General features: G+C 45.4%; 28 protein-coding genes and 1 tRNA gene. 1 reads left to right on the top strand and 28 read right to left on the bottom strand.

The genetic code is table 11. The features are described 5' to 3' along the window. Positions 1-3 precede the first annotated feature (3 nt). The 27 genes from DXB18_RS01335 to DXB18_RS01215 all read right to left on the bottom strand — a co-directional run bounded on the left by DXB18_RS01335 (position 4) and on the right by DXB18_RS01215 (position 21,003). Positions 4-417 carry a hypothetical protein gene (locus DXB18_RS01335; protein ID WP_118705561.1) on the bottom strand — a complete coding sequence of 138 codons (414 nt, stop codon included), beginning with the start codon at positions 415-417 and terminating at the stop codon, positions 4-6. Next, positions 414-2,510, bottom strand: coding sequence for a hypothetical protein (locus DXB18_RS01330; protein ID WP_118705559.1), 2,097 nt, complete (start codon positions 2,508-2,510; stop codon positions 414-416). The genes DXB18_RS01335 and DXB18_RS01330 overlap by 4 nt, the downstream gene beginning before the upstream one ends. A 2-nt stretch (positions 2,511-2,512) precedes the next feature. Further along, positions 2,513-2,914 carry a hypothetical protein gene (locus DXB18_RS01325; protein WP_118705557.1) on the bottom strand — a complete coding sequence of 134 codons (402 nt, stop codon included), beginning with the start codon at positions 2,912-2,914 and terminating at the stop codon, positions 2,513-2,515. A gap of 1 nt (position 2,915) precedes the next feature. Further along, positions 2,916-7,166: a hypothetical protein gene (locus DXB18_RS16410; RefSeq protein ID WP_243103070.1), complete on the bottom strand. Its 4,251-nt coding sequence runs from the start codon at positions 7,164-7,166 to the stop codon at positions 2,916-2,918. Positions 7,167-7,214: 48 nt separating this feature from the next. Further along, positions 7,215-7,778 (bottom strand): Gp15 family bacteriophage protein, encoded by a 564-nt coding sequence (locus DXB18_RS01315; protein ID WP_118705555.1) that lies wholly within the window; start codon positions 7,776-7,778, stop codon positions 7,215-7,217. Continuing rightward, positions 7,775-8,218 (bottom strand): hypothetical protein, encoded by a 444-nt coding sequence (locus DXB18_RS01310; RefSeq protein WP_118705553.1) that lies wholly within the window; start codon positions 8,216-8,218, stop codon positions 7,775-7,777. The genes DXB18_RS01315 and DXB18_RS01310 overlap by 4 nt, the downstream gene beginning before the upstream one ends. 70 nt (positions 8,219-8,288) lie before the next feature. Continuing rightward, the gene (locus DXB18_RS01305; RefSeq protein WP_118705552.1) at positions 8,289-8,807 is read right to left on the bottom strand and encodes a hypothetical protein; all 519 of its coding nucleotides are present in this window, start codon (positions 8,805-8,807) and stop codon (positions 8,289-8,291) included. Then, the gene (locus DXB18_RS01300; protein WP_118705550.1) at positions 8,808-9,266 is read right to left on the bottom strand and encodes a hypothetical protein; all 459 of its coding nucleotides are present in this window, start codon (positions 9,264-9,266) and stop codon (positions 8,808-8,810) included. It abuts the gene before it with no gap. Beyond that, positions 9,263-9,688 carry a minor capsid protein gene (locus tag DXB18_RS01295; RefSeq protein WP_243103068.1) on the bottom strand — a complete coding sequence of 142 codons (426 nt, stop codon included), beginning with the start codon at positions 9,686-9,688 and terminating at the stop codon, positions 9,263-9,265. The genes DXB18_RS01300 and DXB18_RS01295 overlap by 4 nt, the downstream gene beginning before the upstream one ends. Before the next feature lie 11 nt (positions 9,689-9,699). Then, the gene (locus DXB18_RS01290) at positions 9,700-10,080 is read right to left on the bottom strand and encodes a DUF6751 family protein (protein ID WP_118705548.1); all 381 of its coding nucleotides are present in this window, start codon (positions 10,078-10,080) and stop codon (positions 9,700-9,702) included. Continuing rightward, on the bottom strand, positions 10,080-10,451 hold the full coding sequence (locus DXB18_RS01285; RefSeq protein ID WP_243103067.1) for a hypothetical protein: 372 nt from the start codon (positions 10,449-10,451) through the stop codon (positions 10,080-10,082). Before DXB18_RS01285 ends, DXB18_RS01290 begins: the two co-directional genes overlap by 1 nt. Positions 10,452-10,469: 18 nt before the next feature. Continuing rightward, positions 10,470-11,663, bottom strand: coding sequence for a phage major capsid protein (locus DXB18_RS01280; protein WP_118705546.1), 1,194 nt, complete (start codon positions 11,661-11,663; stop codon positions 10,470-10,472). A gap of 12 nt (positions 11,664-11,675) precedes the next feature. Continuing rightward, positions 11,676-12,209 (bottom strand): phage scaffolding protein, encoded by a 534-nt coding sequence (locus DXB18_RS01275; protein WP_118705544.1) that lies wholly within the window; start codon positions 12,207-12,209, stop codon positions 11,676-11,678. A gap of 110 nt (positions 12,210-12,319) precedes the next feature. Continuing rightward, positions 12,320-12,448, bottom strand: a complete 129-nt coding sequence (locus DXB18_RS16665; RefSeq protein ID WP_279220809.1) for a hypothetical protein — start codon at positions 12,446-12,448, stop codon at positions 12,320-12,322. Between the two features lie 3 nt (positions 12,449-12,451). Then, positions 12,452-12,664: a hypothetical protein gene (locus DXB18_RS01270; RefSeq protein ID WP_118705542.1), complete on the bottom strand. Its 213-nt coding sequence runs from the start codon at positions 12,662-12,664 to the stop codon at positions 12,452-12,454. Continuing rightward, positions 12,627-12,806: a hypothetical protein gene (locus tag DXB18_RS16025; RefSeq protein WP_207665749.1), complete on the bottom strand. Its 180-nt coding sequence runs from the start codon at positions 12,804-12,806 to the stop codon at positions 12,627-12,629. The genes DXB18_RS01270 and DXB18_RS16025 overlap by 38 nt, the downstream gene beginning before the upstream one ends. Then, entirely contained in the window at positions 12,787-14,568 is a 1,782-nt protein-coding gene (locus DXB18_RS01265) for a phage minor capsid protein (RefSeq protein WP_118705540.1), read from the bottom strand. Before DXB18_RS01265 ends, DXB18_RS16025 begins: the two co-directional genes overlap by 20 nt. Before the next feature lie 5 nt (positions 14,569-14,573). Then, positions 14,574-15,956, bottom strand: coding sequence for a phage portal protein (locus tag DXB18_RS01260; protein WP_118705538.1), 1,383 nt, complete (start codon positions 15,954-15,956; stop codon positions 14,574-14,576). An 11-nt stretch (positions 15,957-15,967) separates the two neighbouring features. Beyond that, complete coding sequence (locus DXB18_RS01255; protein ID WP_118705536.1) at positions 15,968-17,224, bottom strand: terminase family protein; 1,257 nt, start codon at positions 17,222-17,224, stop codon at positions 15,968-15,970. Between the two features lies 1 nt (position 17,225). Then, the gene (gene terS, locus DXB18_RS01250; protein WP_118705534.1) at positions 17,226-17,936 is read right to left on the bottom strand and encodes a phage terminase small subunit; all 711 of its coding nucleotides are present in this window, start codon (positions 17,934-17,936) and stop codon (positions 17,226-17,228) included. A gap of 80 nt (positions 17,937-18,016) precedes the next feature. Continuing rightward, positions 18,017-18,517, bottom strand: a complete 501-nt coding sequence (locus DXB18_RS01245) for a hypothetical protein (RefSeq protein WP_118705532.1) — start codon at positions 18,515-18,517, stop codon at positions 18,017-18,019. Then, positions 18,517-19,026, bottom strand: a complete 510-nt coding sequence (locus tag DXB18_RS01240; protein ID WP_118705530.1) for a hypothetical protein — start codon at positions 19,024-19,026, stop codon at positions 18,517-18,519. The genes DXB18_RS01245 and DXB18_RS01240 overlap by 1 nt, the downstream gene beginning before the upstream one ends. Before the next feature lie 132 nt (positions 19,027-19,158). Then, positions 19,159-19,232, bottom strand: a tRNA-Met gene (locus DXB18_RS01235). A 258-nt stretch (positions 19,233-19,490) separates the two neighbouring features. Continuing rightward, positions 19,491-19,718 (bottom strand): hypothetical protein, encoded by a 228-nt coding sequence (locus DXB18_RS01230; protein WP_118705528.1) that lies wholly within the window; start codon positions 19,716-19,718, stop codon positions 19,491-19,493. Further along, the gene (locus DXB18_RS01225) at positions 19,719-19,940 is read right to left on the bottom strand and encodes a hypothetical protein (RefSeq protein WP_118705526.1); all 222 of its coding nucleotides are present in this window, start codon (positions 19,938-19,940) and stop codon (positions 19,719-19,721) included. It abuts the gene before it with no gap. Continuing rightward, positions 19,940-20,758 carry a BRO family protein gene (locus DXB18_RS01220; RefSeq protein ID WP_118705524.1) on the bottom strand — a complete coding sequence of 273 codons (819 nt, stop codon included), beginning with the start codon at positions 20,756-20,758 and terminating at the stop codon, positions 19,940-19,942. The genes DXB18_RS01225 and DXB18_RS01220 overlap by 1 nt, the downstream gene beginning before the upstream one ends. Positions 20,759-20,859: 101 nt before the next feature. Beyond that, a complete protein-coding gene (locus DXB18_RS01215) occupies positions 20,860-21,003 on the bottom strand; it encodes a plasmid partition protein ParG (protein ID WP_118705522.1) in 144 nt (47 codons plus the stop codon). Between the two features lie 137 nt (positions 21,004-21,140). Between DXB18_RS01215 and DXB18_RS01210 the strand changes: the two genes are divergently transcribed. Beyond that, positions 21,141-21,548 carry a helix-turn-helix transcriptional regulator gene (locus DXB18_RS01210; protein WP_118705520.1) on the top strand — a complete coding sequence of 136 codons (408 nt, stop codon included), beginning with the start codon at positions 21,141-21,143 and terminating at the stop codon, positions 21,546-21,548. A gap of 248 nt (positions 21,549-21,796) precedes the next feature. Here the strand turns inward: DXB18_RS01210 and DXB18_RS01205 are convergent, their stop codons facing one another. Further along, a complete protein-coding gene (locus DXB18_RS01205; protein ID WP_243103065.1) occupies positions 21,797-22,198 on the bottom strand; it encodes a hypothetical protein in 402 nt (133 codons plus the stop codon). Positions 22,199-22,204 lie beyond the last annotated feature (6 nt).

Genomic DNA, 22,204 nt, shown 5'->3' with positions numbered 1-22,204 from the left:
CAATCACCTCCTGTTTCCTAAAGCTGCAGTTCCAAGCCTGAATGCCAAGTGCTTTCTTCCACTCAGCATGTTATAGTACATATCACCCAGATCCTTTAAGATTTGTTCAATGTTATTTGCCTGATAAATACTTCCATACGTTATCTTTACAGGCGTCGGCGGAGTTCCGGATTTTGTAAAATAGGCGGCACGCAAAATTTTGATGTTCTCCAGTAAACGATCCATTTCCTTATCTGTCCGGAAATCCTCCATCTTCCACTCTTTTGTCTGAATGTCAACATGAAAATACTCCGCAAGCTGTGCACAGGCCTGTTCCACGCGGTTCAGGCATATGTAATCCGCATACACTTTATCCAGATCTGCAGCAACATCAGCTGCTGTCCGGTCAGTAATCAATGTATCTAACACTGTACTCATTTCACAGTTACCTCCGCAGTTATTTTTCTTCTGGAAAATTTAAAATCCAGCTTTGTAATATTACCAGTCATAACTCCCTTAAATCCGGTCGATACTCTCACACAGTTTCCAAGTTCCTGATCCTCGATAGCTGCCTTGAAACTGATGGTCTCATTTCCGGCATAGTAATCATAAACCCGGTTCAAAACGTCCTGTGCATTTCCGGCCGTCACCAATGTAGCTTCCTTCACCTCAGCAATATTTTTGTTCTGTGTGATTTTAGGATTTTCTTTCACAATACACTGGGTACTGTGGTTATACTTCGTTCCGGATAAAACCACTTCTTCGCCACTGCCTGTAATACACGCATAATTTACTCCACACTCATCTATCACTCCGTTTGTTATGCTCAAACTATGGTATGGCTCTGAAAACTCCAGTCTCGTTGTTCCATCCAGCAGTCCCTTATAGAGTTCTGACACCTCAGTTCCTTCACTGTAGGTGTGCACATAAAGCCGCACACCACTTACAATATCCGTGTGATTTACAGTTAAGCCCAGTCTGATATCTCGCTCAGTAAACTCTCCTGATAAATCTTTTTGCTGTGGATAAAGATACAATTTTCTGTCATAGCTTGTATCAACCAGAGCTCCGATCGCAAAAGCTAACTGCTGCAACGCATTTCTTTTGGACATGATTGAAAGATAACCGCTTATCTTTGTATCTGCAAAAGCATCATCTAAGAAATAATCCACATTTTCTCCCTGCATAATGCTGTCCAGAACATCCGATGTCAGAGCTTCCTGATATATTCCTCCCATGAAGGAATTATTATCCAGGACCCCAACAATATCCTGAGTTTCGACCGTGTACCTTTTGGCGCCCAGCTGCTTTCCGTCCTTCAGATAAAAGATTCCCAGAATTGTCTCATCAAAATACAGCGTCTGTTTTTGCCTTTTCTGAAACTCAAAGGCGTATTCTGATTTGCTGCGCAGTGTGTAATCCATGGTATTGATGCTGACTTCTTCTGATATTGGATTTAACTCCATGAGGCAGTTTATATCTTCAATTTCGTCATCCTTAAAAACCCGGATTAAGCCCCAGATAATTCTAGTAAGAAATACATTTCTACATGGTTTACTTGTTTCCAGGAAATAAATCTCCACCCGGTTGTAATAATCAACCACTCCATAGCAGAAATAATCAGCCGAATTCGGAGTATAGATCTCTTCCGCAATCAGTTCTTCATTTCTGTACCATCTGATTCTGACCTTGCTGCAGTAATCTCCAGAATAATCATTAAACCGCAATGTGATTCCCACACTGGAATAATTTTGCGTAAAGGTAAACACCAGACATGGCGGATCAGAAAAAACGCCTTTATCATCCGAAATACTGTCACTGACATATCCCATGTCCGTAAGTTCTTCTGGGACATTGCTATAACTGCCGTCCATCTTTACATAACGTGGCAAACACAGGGCATAATCAGGAAATTCTATTCCGTCTTTCAAGTTCTGCAGATCTACATAATACTCTTTGTCGTCTGCAGCTGCCGTGCTGTCTTCCGATGCCCCAAGTGCGATATCGTCATAAACAATTTTTAATCCTCCTGTGTCCGTCATTCTCTGAATTTTCATAACAGACAACCAGAGATACCGATATGGCCGATTCGTGCTGTAAAAAACAATTTGTATTTTATTAAACAAAGAAACCTGCTCTTTACAAAAGTAGTCCACTCCGTCAGGAATAAACTCCTTTTCATGCACAAGAGTATCATCTTTGTACCAGCTTATTTTTAAAGCGTTTGCATAATCCCCCGAAGCCCGGTTAAAAACCATGTTCATGCCATTGCTGGATTTTAACCGGTCAAATGTAATGATTATCAACGGCTGTTCTGCAAAATTTCCATTCTCATCACTCAATGCAGTACTGATAAAACCATTTTCCCCACTATGCAACACTTCCGGAGCATTCACAAAATCCTCTGTCATTTTTGCGTAGTGGGGCAGACAATATGCATACGGATTCATACAGGTTTCGTAATTTAACAAATTCTCTGTGTCCGAATACGGCTGCTGACCATTTTGATTGATACTGACATCCCACTTCATCCTTAGCGCCTCCTCTGCGGAGCCATTGCAGTAAAGGTAAGAGATAATCCACTCTGGCCCCAATAATTCTTCCCGTTGCGGATTCGAAGCTTATCTTTTCCCTGGCTAACATAGGCCTGAAATGTCAAGGTTTCATCTCCGTAAGGAAATGTCATGGTATGGCTTTCGTATGCCGGATCTGATATGGCATCATAAAAAGCATTGTATGATGCCATATCAGCTGTTTTGGGATAAATCTTCATCGTATAGTTATAAAATGTCCCGATAATATCCCTGTCCATCGTATAATCCAACGTACGACCGGACTGGTCTGTATCAGTAACCGAAAAGCTGCGTTCAAGAGAATCATGCTCTACTTCTACGTTATATTCCTTTCCATCAAGTAAAAACACTGGTTGTCCCATATTAACCTCCCACAACCACAAGGCTTACGCCTCGCCGCGATGCCTCTTTATCCAGTTCCGGTTTAAGAATCCTTGCAAGGGCAGCAAGGTTTCCGTTTAAATTCAGTACAATCTGCATTGGTTTTCCGTCCGTTTCCTGCAATCCAGACATAAAATCATCCATTTTTCTCAGCAATTGGCCAAACGCTTCCTCCTGATCGATACCAGGTGCACTTCTCGCAGATGCAGAAGCAGCACCTGCACGCGGTGGCACAATACTTCCCGTCGCTATGCGTGGTAAATACGATGCCGCATTAGGCAGATCTACTCCCACCGGCAGATTTACTTCCACGCCATCAAATACATCAAGCACACCATCGAGCCAGCTCTGAACCGTACTCCGTGAAGTCTTTGCCATATCTGAAATACCATTGTTAAAGCCACGCACTACATATTCCGCAATCGTATGAAACTCTTTAGAAGGTGAATTGATGTCAAATTCATCTTCCGCCTCTTCCATCGCTTCCTGAGCCCATCTGCGTATTGCCTCCTTTGCCATATAAGCGAAATCAGAAATACCATTTGCAAAACCTTCGTTAATCCGTCTGGCCATATTGTAAAATGCATCATACATTCCACCAGTACCATTCAGATTGCTATCGCCCCAAAACCATGTCTTCACATCTGCAGCCCATTGTTCCATTGGGCTCTGCGTTTCAGAGTGGCTTCCAGTGATCTTTTCAGCAAATCCTTTGATGATATCAGCTGCAAATTTCTGCCAGGATGGCTCATTTACTCCTTGCGTTTCATTTTCTCCCGTAAACCATTTTCGGATGTTAGAGGCCCATGTCTCTGTCGGCTCCTGCGTTTCCACATGCTTAGATGATATTTCAGTTGCATATGCCTTAATTACATCATCCGCAAACTTCTGCCAGGATTCCTTATTGACACCTTTGCTGCTTCCGGAAGCAACAAACCACTTTCTTACGTTATCAGCCCATTTTTCCATGACGGACTGTGACTTCGTGTAATTTACATTTACTGCATTATTGTATCCAGTCATAGTGCTGTTCGCCCAGTTCTGGGCTTCTGTGGAGTTGCCGCTGCTGATTCCAAGCTTTTGTGAAAACCAGTTGGCCACCCCCTGCGCCCATGACTGCACAACGTTTTGCGTAGAAGCCTGGCCATTTTCAACGCCCTGATTAAATCCCGAAACCGTGTATCCGCCAATTTCCTGCAGTACCGTAGATGGACTGTGTATCCCCAAAAGGTTTTTTACCCCATTGATAAATGGATCTGTGATATTGGCCTGAATAAACGACGTTGGATCACTAAAAAATTCTTTAATACCGTTGCAGAAACCTTCCCAGAGGTACTGGCCCATTTCTGCCATTACAGTTGATGGACTATGAATACCAAATGCAGCTTTAAAACCATCTATGAAAGGTTTAAAAATATTGGTAACAATCCAGTTGCCAATCCCAAGCATCCCATCGATAATTCCTTTCAGGATGCCTGCAACCACATCACCGCCACACTCTTCAATCTTCCCCTGAAAATATTCTTTCGCCGCCGTTACTCCATCTGACAACAGACCGCCAAGGAATGCAGCAAAACCACCGAACGCAGCACCTATTACCGCAAAGAACCGACTTGCCACTGTAGACCAGTCAATGCTTTCGATGGATGTTGCTACTCCTTCTCCAAATGCCCACCAATCAGTCTCCGTAAGGAACAGTAGCAACGCTGTCAGAATTCCAAGCACAATATCACTGATTGCAGTTCCAGCTCCTGCCCAATCGAAATTTTGGAAAAACATGCTCATACTCAGCGCGAGAGAAGAACCAAAGCCGCTCCAGTCATATGTAGTGGCAAAATTATCAGCCACACTGAATAAACCACTCAGACCCAAAGCAAAATCAAGGCCAAGCATAGCCCAGTCAATTTCCGCTATGATGCCATTCAGTCCTGTTCCCATAGCCTTACCAATAGATGCCCAGTCGGCGGTCGTGACGAATCCGTATAAGCCTGCAATCTTAGCCTGCATATACGCTCCAAGCACCCGCCCGAACAAATCCCAGTCTACTGTGTGCACCATGCCATTTAACCCAAGGGCAAGAGCAGCGCCGAGCATCTGCCAGTCAATCTGTGTCAGTAATAAATAAAGCGTATGCGCCAATGTATTGATTCCTGTCCCCATCAATACGCCGATGTTATACCAGTTAATCGTTGCAACCAAGCTGTTAAAAAGCGTTGTAAATGCCAGGACAAAAGCCGTAATTTCATCTCCTACATTATCCCAGCTGATATAATCCGTCCATTTTTCCACCTGCTCATTGATTTTTTCTCCAAGCAGTTTTCCGATCCCCTCCCAGTCGCCGGCATCCCATAAACTCTTCAGTTCATTGGCAAAATCACTGATTCCTTTATCAATAACTGCCGTTTCGAACATCTGTGACGGGTCTGCCCCAGATGCTCTGCCACCGCCGCCAGACGATTCTGTTTCTCGCTGAATCTGAACCAGATCATCAAATGGTGCAAGCGCCTTTTTCGCTTCTTTTCCTGCACTGGATGCCGCACCGCCAGTCTTTTTCAGACTCTTTGCATAGTCCTCATTAACCTTTTTTGCCCTTACAAAAGATGTTGCGCCGCCAAGAGCAGCGAAGAACTGATTAACCCAGCTGACTGCTGTTGCCAGTAAATTAATAATTGTCGTGAGTGGTGGGGCTACAATAGACAGTATCGGCGCAAAAGCTGCGGCAAAGCTGTTTTTCAGATAAGTGGTCCCCGAGGAAAGTTCCGACATGGACTTGTTGGCTCCAGCCGAATACTGCACCAGATTTTCAAAGCCCTCCTTGGCAGCTTGGATTGCTTCGCGCATGGCCATACGGATCAGCATCAGCTTAAACATGTTCGAAAGTTTCAAAACACTCTTGCTGACTGATCCGGAGGCTTTCCCGAGATTTTTCAGGTTTCCTACCGCCTGTCCTGCTTTCTTTGCCAGGTCATTACCTGCAGATTTTCCAAATTTCATAACAGCTTTTTCAGCCATGCCGAAACCTGCTTTTGTAATTGCGGCAAATTTACTTCCTGCTTTCCCACTCTGATTCAAATGTGTCTTATATTCGTTGAGCCTTGCGGTAATTGCGGCAATTTTCCGTGCATTGGTGTCATATTCCTGATATCCAAGTCCTAAACCGGCTTTTCCAAGGTCGGCCTGTCTGGCGTTCAGCTGCGCCAATTCTTCTCGAAGTTTTACCACCTTGCTTGCTGATACCTGTGCGGCCTGGGCGATTCCCTCCAAACGCTGCTGCTCCAAGGCTTCCTGAACTTCTGCAGCACGTTTTACCTGCAGTGTCTTTTCTTCTGCAGCAATCTTGGCATCTTCCTTTGCCTTTGCTGCCGCTTGTCTCTGCGCCTCTTTCTGGGCGGCTGCTTCTTCCTTTGCCTGCTTTTCTGCCAGAAGCTGATTTTCCTTTTCGATCATGGCTGGGGTTTTCGCAAGCTCAGCAGCGTAATTCTTGGCTTCCTCTTTCGCGATAGCCAGCTTACGATAAAGCTTATCGTACTCAGCATCACCGAGACCCTTGCCAGATTCAGCCAACTTTTGCATCCTGGTCTGCAAGTCCAGAATTTTACCAGACATAGAGTCGGTACCGAACGGATTGGCATCCAGCGTTGGAGATACAAGTTCTTTCTTGTAATCTTTCAGTGCCTGTTCTACCTTCTGGAGTTTCAGGTAAGCCTTATCATACTCCTCATCACCGAAATACATTCCCTGGCTTTCCAGCTGCTTCATCTGTCCTTTCAGACCATCAATCTCCTGCCGGAATTCATTTACCTTTTCGCCAGATTGCTCCGCCTGCTGACCATACTGCTCTACAAATTCCATCGCAGACTTGTCGTAACCATAAGCATCCGGATTCTCAATCGGAACCACCTTGCTTTTCGCGGATTCCGCGTCGGAAAGCGGTTCCCCGCCTGGGTTCTGCTCCACCTTGATGTTTTCCATCTGCTTTTGCAGATCTTTCACGTGGTCTTTGGCTTCATCAGCTGCGGCACCAATAGACTCAACACCCTTCGATGCTTCAGCTGCTTTCTCTCCGGTCTCCTGCACTGCTGTCCCAGCTCCCTGGAAGCCGTTTGTAATCTTGCCAGACAGCTTATCTACTGCAGCGGAAAACCGCTCAACAGCCTTGCTAAGGTTGGCAATACTCTTATCAAACTCTCCGGTATCAATTTTCGTATCAAACTTTAAGCTTCCGTCAGCCATACGTTACCACCTCGATTCCGGGCATAAAATAAGACATCTTTCGATGCCCTAACCCAATAGCTTATTCCAGTAATCAATTTCAGCCTGTTCCTCTGCGGTGTACCGCTTTTTCAGATCACAAAGTTCTTTGTTTTCCCTCCGGAATTCCTGTTCCCATTTTTCCAGTTTCTTCCCCTTAGCAAGCTTCTGGCGGATACCAAGGACGGTCGAAAATGTTCCATCCTCAATTTCCATGAAATATCCCGCAAAGGTCCACCAGTGAAGATATGGGACGGATCTGGTCTCGTAACCGGCAACCTTATTGATAGCTGGGAAAAGAATCCGCTCATCCTGCTCCCAGTCCATCAGCTTTTTTGCAGGTTTTTTATCATCATTTTCTTGGCCGCAATCGATAAACCATTTTGCTTGACCAGCAGCCTCCTCCCGGAGTTCTGGCGGGATTTTATCAAATCCGTCCCGGTACAGACGGCGCATCATGATTTCCAGCTTCTGCCCCGGTTCCAGGTCGGGATCCGCACAGGCCAGCATGATAACCAGGATATTCCGGTAATCTGTCTCGACAGGATAGTTTTCATCTCCAACTTTCAGGGTCTTTGGAAGTTCCCCGATCACGACAGATCACTGAGGTATTTCCCCATCATCTTCTGATTCTCCTTGTTATACTCTTCAACCGCAGGCTTTATAATCTCCAGAATAGCCTCCAGAACACCCTCAAATAGATAACGTCCCTTAACGATACACAGCGGAGATTGTCCATCAAAGATGGTGTCGTACACATCTCCATTAAAAATACCATTGAAAGCTGTTCTCATTGCCCCGGAGAACTCCGCCACATAAGCACCATCAACTTCCATATCACTCTTCGGGCTTCCGTCCGGATTCAGATTAATATTGTCCGGCACATGATAATTCTGAAATATTTTCTGTACATTCAGCACACGGTTGATAATTTCTGGATCCGCCGGATTGAACCGAATCACTCTGGAAGGATCATTATTTACAGAAAAGCTTTCATAACCATCATCAAATACCAAGTTCTTCATCTTTTCCATTGTTTTCCACCTCCTGATCTGCTATATCAAATACCGGCAGCGCATTTTCTGCGGCTGCCGGTTCTGGATTTCATTCGGAATCTGCGGTAAAAGTTTTTGTTGCAAGAACAAATTTTCCTTTCACACGGTTTCCTGTATGATGCACATTGAACGGGATCTGATAACCGGTCGTATCGCCACCATAGCTTGATACCTCAATAATAGCTTCTTCCTGATAAGCCACAAAGGATCCAGCTGCTTCGGAGACTTCATCCCAAAGATGTACTTCCACCACGGTAGTCTTCAGATCATCCAGAGTCTGACGCTCATCCACAATGCCTTGCAGGCGTTCAAACATTGGATCACCAACAACTGCATAGTACGGATCTGCGGAAGCCTGCGGCTGGTAGCTATCCAGAGTAACCGATGTATCACCCAAGATATTGTTTTTGGTCTCCACATTGGCGTTCATTTCCACGTTAAACTCTTCAAGATCGGTGCCTAAGCGGACATATGCCGGACTTCCGGCATCCGGAAGCGCAGAGTCGATAAAATGTGCCATAAATTTTCTCTTAATCTTCTGTCCTGCGACAGGTGCTTTCTCTGCCATTTATATTTCCTCGCTTTCTATTACTTTGTACTGGGCCTGTATCTGAATCTGATACATAACGCCCTGGTCAATGGTTTCTCCCATCAGCCCCATGCTCATGGCATTCGCTGTGGTTGCCTTTAAAAACACAGCCTGCTTTACCTCACTGCCAGTATTTACTTCAATGCCGCCCTCTTCCGGAAGATTTTCCAGCCAGTAGGACAGCTCCAAAAGAAAATTACTGTTCGCCATCCGGTTATAATCCGTGAAAGACTGCCCTGCAGCATACATGGTGAAATTGTGCCGCCGGATCTGATTGCCAAGCAAGTCCTCTTTCACCAGGGAATCCCCCGTACTGGATAAACCATAATTCACAGGTTCTGGTTCTGTGAAATCAATGTGAATATCATCACCTGCCAGAAACTCGGATATCTTCGGATACTCTGTCAGTTTCTGGCGCATATAATCAATGATCGTCATAAGCCGTCTCCTCTGTTGCTCATTGCCTGCGCTGCCCGGAGAATATCCTCTTTGTGGTCCGCTTTCATCCGCTCAAACCACTTTTTTCCCCGCATTGGAGCACCTGCATAGGTAAGCTCTTTCCCGGTCGGAACCTTGATTTCGTTTTTCTTCGCCCATGCACTACCGGTTGTCGGCGAAACATACAGAATGCCCTCGTACAGATAATGAGCGTAAGGACCAGGTGTGTCGATCTCTCCGGATCCGATTACGGTAGACAATACCATCATGTGCTCCAGCTCCCCGGCCTGTCTGCGTGGCATATAATCACTCATATACCGCATGCACTCGCTATCCACCAACTTCTGTACTGGTCCACCTTCCTGCAGACCGTGATTTTGCAAAATTTCCTGCATGGACTTCATTTCCACTTTCAACTTCACAAAACCACCTCCTACTTGCAGGATAGTTCATAATGCTGAACCGATTCACTGCCGTACAAGTATTCATCTACCGTGGTAACGGTAAGGTAATGATATTTCTCTTTCAGCGCTGCCAGAGATTGGGAAAGAGTTTCCGGCGTGTTGCCGTCAATCTCGTCCTCGATAATCCCTTTCACAACCAGGTCCTTGCCCTGCGTAAGCATGAGTGGGTCTGTCAGGCTCTCAAACGGGATTACCAGCAACGCCGAAGCAGCGTCTCTTTGTCCGGTCTTTAAAAATGTGCTCTGTCGTACATCCTCCCAATAAACTTCCTCGATTGGCTGCCGTAAGTAGCTTACATTTTTTCCGTCTTCGCGGTACAAGTACAGCGTTGCGTCTGCATTTGTAAACATCACTCCACCCCCTGATAGCACAATCCGGTATGCTCTAGCCATTTCATAATGATCTGGCGCTCCCTTCTGGTCTTCATCTCGTTCTGCTCCTGCACGGATCCGAACGATACAGAATAGGTCCCAATCTTTTCCGATGTCTTTCCGGATGATTCTTTTTCTGCTTTTTCCTGTCTGCATCCCACCTCTGCGAGTTCACAGCAGCACAGCCGAACATCCTCCGGAATCTCTACCACATTGGCGAGTCTGCCAAAAGTATACTGGTCTATCACCTGGCTCGCCTGGCGGGCATAATAGGGAAAGCCGGTGCTGATGACCGGCTTTCGTCCTAAAAGGTACTTGTCCTTATAAAATTCTTCATCTGCATAGATCATCAGCACAGTTTCTCCTTATCAGGTGGTCGGGATTAAAGTTACATCCTTGGTCACTGCAGAACCAGCTACCACTACCGTCTCCGTAATCTGGCTGTAGCCGGTCTTTTTAATCTTTGCCGGATAAGTTCCTGGTCTCAAGTTGAAAACAGCTTCACCGCTTGCATTCGTCTTGATTCTGGAACCATTCACATCTACGATTGCATCTTTAATCGGCTCCGGAGATCCCTGATTGTCCTTTACGGTAAAGGTAACCGTCTGGGTAGTAACCGGAGTTGCCGGCTCCAGATATGCAAACGGACAGCCTACGCGGTCCTCGTCCATTCTGGTTGCTGGATTCGGCAGCGCCCAGCCCATGCGAAATACTATACGCAGTGCAACCATATCCTGCTGCGCCAGGTTATAGGCGATCTCCTTGGTAGTCGGGTCCTGGATAACACCCTGATCCAGAACCTTTACCGTAATATCCTGACGGATCGCATATACAGCCTGCTTAAAGTCACCGATAATCAGCTGCGCAATACTGTTGTTGAACGCGCCATTCTGCGGGAAGTACATCGGTGCACCATCCAGCGCATAGTTGGTGGAACCCTGCATATCGCTCTTGAAGATCGGAGTGCCGTCGGTTGCTTTGATACCTCTCAGTTTCGCTCTCATGCTCATGGAAGCCAGCGCACCGGTTGCCATATAGCCATCTTCCTCAACCTTGGAGATCACACCATTCTCGCCCAGGAGAAGATTATAGTAATCCGGATTGGAACCAGGCGCCACGTTATTGCCGGCCTGACGTGCCAGGGTGATAATGTCATTCTGCCATACTCTCGGACGATTCTCGCCGAAGATGATTGCCGCATCAACTCTCTGGCCAATAGCCTCCATGACTCTCGGAGTTACCTCGCCGAAGATATCAAACTCCGCATCATCCAGCACAGCTTCCGGAATCGGAACAATAACGGCCAGCTCAGCCGCATCCAGATACACGTTGTCCCATGCCTGACGGCTGGTCTGCTTCATGCCGGTATCACCGTCTACCCAATACGCAGTCGGCAGGAAATCCAGTACGCGGATTCTGGTCTGGTTGCTGGTCATATTTGGCAGTTTCTTAGCCAAACTCATAAACACGGACTGCTTTGGAGCATCCTGGAAAATATTTTCTACGATCTGCTGGCGGATAATCGCCTCGGCATCCGCTCTGTTTACAATATTCGTTGCCATAAATAGCCTCCTTTACTCTCTGCCTAAGATACTTCTTAAGGCTTCATTTGCTCTTGTCTTTGTGTCTTCTGTTTTTGGTGGATTAGTTCCAGAAGTTCCTGAAACCACCCTGGGAATACTGACATCCTGAAACAGATACACATTGTCTTTCTTGACCGCCTCCAGGGCTGATTTGATATCACTTTCCTGGTTCTTGCTGGCTTTCAGCTTTTCGACATCAAGGAACGGCATAACTGCTTTCAGGTCGCGCGGCTTGAAGCCTGCTGCAGTCTCTTTCAGAAGATCATTGAAGTCACGATCTGCGAGCTGCTTTTTGTACTCATTGTCCTTGGCTGCCATGTCATTGGTCAGCTGGGCGATTTTCCCCTGCAATTCCTGGACGTTGACGCCTTCAAAGCTTTTCAGCGTTGTCTGCGCCGTATCCAGCTGTGACTTATAATTGTCACGCTCTGCCTTCATGGCTTCGATGTCCTTGCCATTTTCGTCCATAATGCTGTCGACCTGTTCCTTGGTCAGTCCCATGTCTTCCAAAAACTTTCTTTTCATGTTGCTCCTTTCGCACTACGCTTTTTACGGGGTCGCATCCCTTGTGTTGGTAGTTTTACGTCATTCCGGACAAAATTTTTGGCATAAAAATAACACGCATCTCTGCGTGCTTACTGCTCGACCTTATTACATTTTGTGCACCGCCTTACATATCCACCATACTGGCCGGATGCACGGCTCCAATGTTTGCGGTACTGGTGTTTGCAATACCGCTGCTTAAACCAGGTTAATACATTCATCAGCTACTCCTTCCTGTTGCGACGTCGCAACGCGTAACGGATCCACTGGCATGCGGTGTAAACCACGTAGGTCACTACCGTTACGAACCAGGTAACCGAACAAATCACCTTGATTGCTAAAACCACTTTTAACATAATTTTCTCCACAAAAATACCACCGGCCTGCTGACTGGTGGTATCATTTTCCTTGTTGTCTAAGTCTCCAAAGTGGTACATATGACCCTTCTTTCACCAAATGAAAGTTTTTTGCATAGTATTCGCGTTCTACTTCATATTCTTCCTGGCTCATTCCCTCTCGCCAAAAAGGAACTTCTTTTAAGGTTGGGCTTGACCAGTCATCACTTTTTTCTTCCGTCATACTCAATCAATTTACCTCCCTTCGTGTAGTCCCTCAATAAATTTTCCACAATCAAAAGTTCTCGCCGTTTACTCCATTCGGCTGATGATATTTCCCCACTTCGGATTTTCGCCCGGATTTCATTCAAATCCTGCTCATACAAATCATCAAACCAGCCTGATTCCAAAGGAGATCCTTTTCTTTCCGCCACATACTTCACTGAATCATTTCTACATGCAATCATAACCGGAATTTGTTTCTCAGTCAACAATGTTCGCATATCCGCTTCAGAAAAAGCGCTGTCTGTATTGTGGTTATGCACAAAAGCAAATTCTTCATCCGAATGTTCCTTTAAGTATCTCCAGAACTTATATCCAACTTCATGAGCCATATGATTGGTTTCATAATAATCCAACGTACCAGTTTTTAGATTTACCAGATACATATGTTCATAGCCATCTGAGCCACCTTTTTCTGCAACACTTCTTGCAGCATCTGACAGACCGGTATTAACCTTATCTTGATAGCTCTCGAGTTTCAACGAATAGTCATTATCTGGATCAAATGAAACATTAGAAAAAGTATTTCTCGTAGCTTCATGCGCTCCCGTTGCCAGCTTGCCAACTTTCAGCCGTTCCCGCTGCTGTCTCAGCCCCATAGCCGCCGAAAACTCCGTGTACGTCTTTTCTGTCAGCCGTTTCCGGCACCGTGCCGCGGTCAGATCGTCCTTGTCTGCTCCGCCTTTCTCCAGAAGCTTAATGTCCTGCTTCTGTTTCCGAATCACACGCTCCAGCTTGCGCTGGTACTGCAGAGCAGCATAGGTGTCGTATTCCTTCCCGCGAAACTCTTTCTTCTCGTTCTCCTTCCGGTTCTGCTCCGCAAGCCACTCATCGGTATACCTGCGCTTGGAAATTCCGGGAATAAAGGGCCAACGAATATGATAGCAGTTTATTCCGGCAAACCCAAGCATCTCGCCAAGACCACAGACGGTCCGCATCTCTTCCGAGCTATACACCTTGCCCTGCCATGACTGGTGATTCATATAGCCAGTTCCGGTATTTCTGGCTCCCATGTGCCAGTCTACTTCCCAGTAATCTGTTTTCAGTTCTTCCGCGTTCTTCTCGTTGACCTTGTCCGTCATCTGGGCTACCCCGGTCATTACTGCCCTTCTGGCAGCCACCTCAATCCGATCGGACTTTCCAGAAGCATAATCCACTATGCGGACACCGCTGGAAGTCATCTCATCAATCACATCGCCAATTGCCTGGCTGTATGTCTTCATGCCTGTGGTAATACCGAGCATTGCCTTGTCAAGACTCCGCTCCAGATACTCCGACATAGGTGTGAACACCCGCTTGCCGCCCATATAAACATTAAAGCCGGTTGTCTGCGTAATGTTCTCATAGGCCCGCAGGCTTTCCTTTGTTTGCCGCCTCACTGCATCCACGATCTGCTGCAGATATTGATTATCCTCATACGGGGTGTAATCCTGCCCGGCAGCTTCGTAGATTGCCTTGGTCCTGATGTAATCGGATTTTGCAGCCTGATCATAAATATCATCAACCTGCAAATCAGCTGCTTCCAGGGCGGCATGCAGGATCTGTTTTACCCGCGCCTTGCTTGCGCCGATGATGCTCAACCGGTTTAACAGCCAGTCTGTCACTGGTGTGATCTGCTGCGCCTCCTTAATGCGCTCAATGATTTCTGACATGATATCCAATTCCAAGGATGTCATGATCCGTTCTAGTGGCTTTGGCAGATTTTCAAGTTCTTCTGGCGTCAATCAGATCACTCCTCTACGTTGGCAGGCTCTGGAAGGTTCTTTTCAGCCTCCTCCCTTGTCTCACCATACCATTTGCTTCTGTACTCTGCCAGGCTCATAACACCCATAGCAACATCGGCACGGTCTGTCTGGCGTTCTGCTTCTGCATCCACGACAATACTGTCATCCCACTCAAACGACACCTCATAGTCCGCACCCACCGTAATCAATCCATATAGGGCCGCCCAGAAGTTCATGGCATATACCAGATCTTCCAGAGCCTTCTGCAATGCCAGCTGCGTATCGGAAACAAACGTATAAGACCGCTGCTTGCTGGTCTTGATCTCAGTTGCTGTCTTATCCACGTTCTGCGGATCCGAAAGCGTGCCATATGCCAGACAGCAGGCAAACTCAATCAGCTTTAACTGGTTATTGAAACCATTGAACAATGCCGTGTCGCGGATCTCCGGGGAAAACGTTTCCATGAACGGCTTGTCTGTTGCTCCGGAGTTGTATTCCACATTTCGGTACAGCCGGTTCTTTCCTCCCGGATACTCAAACTTGTCCAAGTCACGGTTATATTTGAGTAATGAGGTTGCCACATGCACGGCCAGCTGCGTACCTTCGTACTCCCAACAGATATTGGAATAACGGCGATCCGCTTCCTCAATCAGCTCCGGCGCTGCCCTGGAATACACGGAAACGCCCAGCGGGCTGTCAGAATCCTCTGCATTCGCAAGTGGCACCCGGAAATAACCAAATAACAGCCGGTCAGCACCGGCAAATATCACCTGCGGCTGCAGTTCAGACCAACGGTCCACTGAGTTTACGGCAATTTCGCTTCCAAGGCTATAATCATTGGTTGCCACAAATGCCCGATTCGTGATCCGGATGTGTTCGCCCTGCTGCTCATGCACTTCCAGGCGCGTGTAGATCTTCTTACCTTTCCGGAACTGCTCCGTAAATGCGCATTGCTGTATTCTGCCAGAGTCATCAAAAGACAGCGGAAAAAAGCAATCAGCCTGAACAAACTGGACCGTAAGGCCGTTCTTGGTTACATACGGCTTTAAGATCAGCCCGCCCTTTGCGCAGCCATATTCCACGTACCGCCTCAGCCCAGATAAAGCCTTTTCCTGGTACTGCTGGTTCAAATACTCTGCTGCAACACTGCCGGTAATCTCTGACTTCATTTCCAGAGTAACCAGACGGGCAATCTCTGAGGCAATGGTTGCCGGCAGCTGGGCGCTTTTCACATCCTTCCGATTCACCCAGGGCGCCCGATTCTCATACATGGCCGTCCAGAGTTCAATCTTCCGCGCCATTTCAGACGTCATACAGACATCAATCTCTGTGTCAGAATCCTGATTCAAAATATCTGTGATTGCTGCAAGCATCTTTGAAAATTTCATCGTCATCACCTCTATTCGTACCGGATAAACCGGCTGATATCCCGCTCGAATGTGTACTCAAAGGCATCCAGCGTATCGATATCACTGGTGCCGTCATCCAGTCTCACATCTTCCACGAGACTCTTTTTCTCGTCCCACAGTGCTGTTGTCATGGCATCCTCCAGGCTCTGGCACTGATCTTTCACGTATTGAAAGCGGTGCTGGCTAAGCATCCGCTGCGTAAATCGTATTCGGTCGTTGATCGCTGTTTTTAATGCGTTCTCAATCCGGATCCAGCTAAGTCCAGCTTTTCGGACGGCTGTCCTCATACCGGCAATAAGCGTCTGCTCGGCACTGTCACAGTAAACCACGGTAATGAATCCGTACAGATTTATGATTTTCAAGCAGAAGTCCACGAACAGATCACCCAGCTTGTCCGGGTCAATGCTGCCGTTTTTGCTCATGTGCCGCTCGCTAGCCAGTGCTGTGATACTTAAATATGCCCTGGAATAGGCTGTTGCCACAAACGCATGGCCGGATCCAGAACCACCGAAGTCAACACCGATATTGATTTGCATGATGCTCTTCGGCTTTTCGAAAATTGCGAAAGGATTTTTTGCTCCTGTTGATACGGCATCACACATCAGCTTATAAACTGAGCCTTCTGCTGCAACCCACAAACCGCGAATGTAACGATCATAAAGGACCGTGCCCTTATACTCCTTGCAAAGCTCATCCACGAACACAGGGCTTAGGAAAGGATTGTCGAAAATCTCGTACTTCTGACAATAAATATCTGCATCAGAGTCCAGAAACTGCTTAAACCAGTGCTGCGGGGCATCCGGGTTGCAGGCACCATCAAAACAGGAATATGGCTTATCAAGACGGGATTTCAGCATGTTAAACACTTCCTTGTTCCAGTCCACCACCTCATCACCGTAACAGTATTTCAGGGACGATCCTCGAATCTTGGATACCTGGCTGACCTTCTCAGCACCCAGACAATAAACATCCTCGCCAAACATCGGGCAGATGTTCTGCGAATTGATATCACCCACCAAGTCTGTGCCCCAAATATGCTGCAACGGCTCGATGATGTTACGATGGATCGTACCCTTTGACACGCCCAGGATTGCCACAAGCCCCTCTTGTCCAATCCTAGATCGGATTCGTTTCGGGATTACGTAATAATCCATGTAGGTCTTTCCTGATCTCGTTGCCCCCACCTTGATGTTCCAGCGGTGGCTTGCATTCTGAAAGAACTCCTGCTGCTTATCTGAAAATGGCATCTTACACAACCCCTTTGATTTCACTCAGGACTTCATCCAGGCGGTTCAGCGCCGCATCGTTGTCAGTGCCTTTAAGTTTGTCCGTCTGCGCCCGAATCTGGGCAATGCGGGCTTTCTGTTCCTCGGTGGCAAGGTCCCAGCGCTTATGCAGCAGCTCATCATACTGTTTAACCAAGCTGCGCAGTTCCGACTGTGCCCTAGCCTGCGCCTGCAGGAAGTTGCCCTGCTTATCCCATGCCTGCTGCACTTCCCACTTCTCTCTGGTAGACTTCTCGCCGTAGCCTTCCTCGATCTTGGTCGTTGTCATATCATCCCGGTCACGCACATACATGATCTGCTGCGCCCGGATAATGGCAGCGTAGGCAATCTGAATCTGATCCCAGAGGACGTCCAGAGGATCAGTCGGCATCTCCTGAATAATAGAAACGGTCTCCTCAGGCAAGTACTTGCTAAAGAAACCGAATTTTTCTGCATTCTTATTTTGTTCCGGAGCACCAGCACCTACAGCATTCTTATTTCCTTTTGGCGCTCCTCTTCTGTCCGAACGCTCGCTTTTCTTTTCCGAACGTTCGCTATCCCACTTGTGCGTGCACTTCCAACGACGAACCGTCCCTTCCGGCAGATTTAGTTGACTTGCAATCTCAACCAATTTCTGACCTTCCAGGTACATGGTCTTCGCCTGCTCAATTCTCGGATCCGGTGCTCTGGCCATGTCGATCACCTCGCTTTTGTTTGTTTTGTGGCATAAGAAAAGAGCCACGCGGGGTGACCCTTAAGATTCATAAATAAATATTAAAAAATTTCTATGTTAATAACACTTGCAAGGCTATCCTCTATTGTTAGCAGCGTATCAATATCTACTTCCTTCGCCTCTTTACTCGTAATATCTAAACGTTCATTATCCCAAAACACATATGCCCGTACTTCATAATCTCCTTTTTCCGTAAATTTCATATTAGAAATTCTTATACTCTTTATGGCATTAGAAAGATGTTGCATTGTTGTTTGTCTAATACGGCCATTAGATCCAGCCACACCATTTTTTCGGCGAAAAACTGATTTGTTGATAATTTTTGCAGTATTCGCACCTTTTTCCACATTATAAATACAATAAAAAATTGTTAATGTCTCATACTGCTTATTTAGAAAATTCATAATAGTTAATAAATCAAATGATAATACTTCATTTTCATTTAATTGGATTGAATTAAACAAGCCAACTATAGTTCCTGTCCTTGAATCATAATTATGGCATGCTAATAAGTTAAAATTACATTTTTTTTGATTTTCCATTATACTTCTATCCCCTCATCCACCTTAGATGGCTCTGCTGTTATATCGTTTTGGTATTCCATTACTCTTCTTGCTGTATCCTCAGATATGTGTTCTATTTTCTCATTTAACATATCATTGCCCTTAGCTAATTTATCTAAGTTTACTTCTACTGATTTATTAATTTCATTGACTTTTCTTTGCGTCTCTTGTATGTCTTTCGCTGTAGCTTCCAACTGTTCTTTGATATGCTCAGTTTTTCCCTCGCCTGTAATACTCATAATTATAGCCAACACCGATAAAATTATAGATGTAATCGTACTTGCAAATGAAACCTGTCCCACAAATCCATCATTTCCACATGTTATTATAGAAAATAACCATACACAAATCATCGTTGCAATAACAGCTAAATACATACTATGTAGCTTTATTTTCATGCACCTAATCTTTAGTTCATATTCATTATAGCTAGAACAAGGGCATTCTTTGCTAGTTTCTATTTCAACAATTGGAAGTTTTATTTTCATGCATATACCCCTTTTGCTTATATTATATATGAATAATACAGCAAAAAAACTACCTTGACAAGTTCAAAGACAGCAAAAAGCACCCATCTCACGACAGGCACTTTCATGAAAGAGGGCTTCTTATGAAGCAAATAGCGAAGGCAGGATTTGAACCTGCGACCTCCAGGGTATGAACCTGGCGAGCTGCCTGACTGCTCTACCTCGCAATATTAAGCACGGCCGGGTGTATGGGCCGTGCTGCAGCTGTTTGCAATCGGTAGCTGCGAACCAGTCCGCGCAGGTGGGCTCGAACCACCTCCTGCATAGCCAGTGCCATGGTGCACTACGCAAGACATCCGATCTGTTACGCGGAGAATCCCCGCCAGGCTGTAACACCCGGCAGGGGTGGGATTGTATTGTGTAATCAAATCAGCAAGGTAAGCCGCAAGCTGTATGCCTTTGGCTTCATGCATGCTACCATAATATCACGGAAGTACCCCTCCGTAGTTACCCACTTTTTTATTTTTCTTTTTGGCGCGTTCCTCTCTCTTACCCTGAATCACACCGTATGTATAAGCCAAGGAAAGCATGAAAGGCGAACACTTGCACTTATATCTATCCATAAGGCCTTGGAAAAAGGCTGCCATATCTGTCCCGGCATAACCAACCGTAGGCTGATGACCATTGATACGCAATTCTTCCTGAATATTCATTTACGACACCCCCTGAACTGTATCAGCTTTCTTTGTAAATAACTCACCATATATCAGATCAAGCACTGCTGCCATAAACTGCGTGCTAAGTTTCTGCTTTCTAACTTCGTGCATCACACTCTCACGGAATTCGTTAAACTCCTCTTCACTCATTTTTCTGCACTCATCCTGCAATTCCAAAACAGACGGAGCAATCTGTTTACAAAATTCATGATATGACATTACGCCACCTCCCCATAAACAACCTTGCATTTATTGCTGTTGCCATTAGAGAGAACCAATTCAATTACAGTCGGATAACCATTCTCATTCAGCCATTCTCTGACTTTCTCCAAAACACTACTCTTATACTGTACTGTCACACCGTCATGCCCATTTCGGCTATATGCTGTTCTCACTACTTCATCCGAGAAAATATCCAGCTTCTGGATAATAGCACTGACAGCTTTATCGTGCGGTCTGCCGGTCTCAGAAAGGATTCCCAGTTCTTTCGCGATGGAAGTACAGTCCCACAGCTTCGGCACATCGGAAATCACAGGAGCATTAACCGGATAACCAGAATCCGAATAAATTCTCACAACCTCTGCTGCAATATACTTTGAATCAACTCCAGCATCATGCAGGGCCTCTTTGATGTTCTTTACCATCATGTTTACGGATGGGAGTTTTTCTTTCTTAGACTTGTCCTGTTTCGGCATTTCATAGGAACCGCTCTTACGAAGAGCTGGAAGGACTTCGTCTGCGATCCAGTCTGTGAACGCTTCTGCATTTGGTTTATGGCTCTTGAATACCAGCTTGTATACGCCGCTTTCTGTGAGGAAATTCTCACCCGTATTATGCAATTTTCTAAAGTCAACTTTATTGACTTTAGAATTCGTCAGCTTCACAACCTGCTTTTCATTCATTTTTGATACAGCCATTCTCACCGCACTTTCGCCCAATTCCAAACATTCGCCCACGTGATACGGATTAAACAATACCTGTCCATTCAGTTCAAATACTTCTACATCGTGTCCTTCAAAAATCATTAAATTCTGCATTGCAATTCCTCCTTGCAATTTCTGGCGGAATCACTTACAATACAAAGTGATTCCTGGGTTTACAGGTTTCAGGTTTCGAGCAATCACGGCTGTCGCCAAACTTACCGTGACTGCTCTTTTTTTGTTTCAATCTCTGCTTTGACAAGCTCCACAATAATGTCAGTCACTGTTCTGCCTTCATTTACCGCCAGATGCTTTAACTGCTTGTGAAGTTCATCATCCATGATAATTCCTACTCGTTTCATCAGCGCCTCCTTTTTAGTGTTATTTGTGCTAATTCATTTGCATATTAGCACTAATTAGTGCTTTAGTCAATGCTTTTATTAAAACAATTGATTTTTAATGCTTTTCATGAGATACTTAGTGCAAAGGAGGCACACATATGGGTTTTGGAACTGTTTTAAAAGACATACTAGCCGAAAGAAAAATGTCCATCAAAGAACTATCTCGCATTACCGGCATATCACTTAATACCCTATATTCCATTACAAAGCGCGATACGGTAAATATTCGACCAGACACTTTGCAAAAAATATCTCATGCACTAAATATTCCCAGTAGCCAGCTGGTGGATTGTCTGCGTCAAAATATCTTTGAAACACAAAAGGAGCTCGAAGATCTTCAAATACGTTTAAAAGATGCAGAACTTGTAGAAGAATATCGCTTGGAATGTCGTGAACATTTAAAGCATTATCTTTATGAGCTGACTAACTATCATTTTAATGATAAAGAAATCGATATTATATTATCCACCGCAGTTCTTTTAAAAAAGCCACCCACCACTGAGTAGGTGGCTTTTTCACAACATATCACAGTCACCCTTAAATGTAAACCAGCTGAATTGTCTATACAATTACATACTTCACTGCAATTTCTAAAATTAGGTCTTTCCGTTTTGGAAATATCAAAGCAAAATACGAAAGATAGTAACAAATAGTGAAAGATAGTAACAGGTAGTAACAGATATTCAATTTTTCTGATTAGTCTATTCAATTTTGCATATTCACACCAATTCAATAATTATAAAATTTTTATAAACTATCTTTTCTGCGCCAGCAGATAGAAAAAATATCTGCGGTATTCATAAAACTGTCTGCGCCCCACAGGGACATCCAGCCATTCATAAGGTGTCCCCTCGGTAACATTCTTCAAAATCCACTTGTAAATCTCTGGTGCAGCTTTCTTGGCTGTTTCCTCTATCAGCCTGATATCTTCCTGCATCATAGTATTTCGCACAGCTTCCTGGGCTGTAGAATCGCCTGACAGATTCCCCTTAGGCATGCCATCATTGATCACTGCTTTTAAGCCATACGCATTCTGCAGTTTTTGCTTTTTCTCCGCGTACTGCACACAAAAATATTTCAGCTCATTGTATTTTGCACGGGATATGTTGAAATCACTCAGTTTTATATTTCTAGTGCACATCTGTTTTTCAAACATTATCAT

The organism is Clostridium sp. OM02-18AC, assembly GCF_003481825.1.
In the GTDB taxonomy this organism is placed as follows: Bacteria; Bacillota; Clostridia; order Lachnospirales; family Lachnospiraceae; genus Brotaphodocola.
Note: the sequence above shows the minus strand (reverse complement) of the source record. Positions and strands in the feature narration are given on the sequence as shown.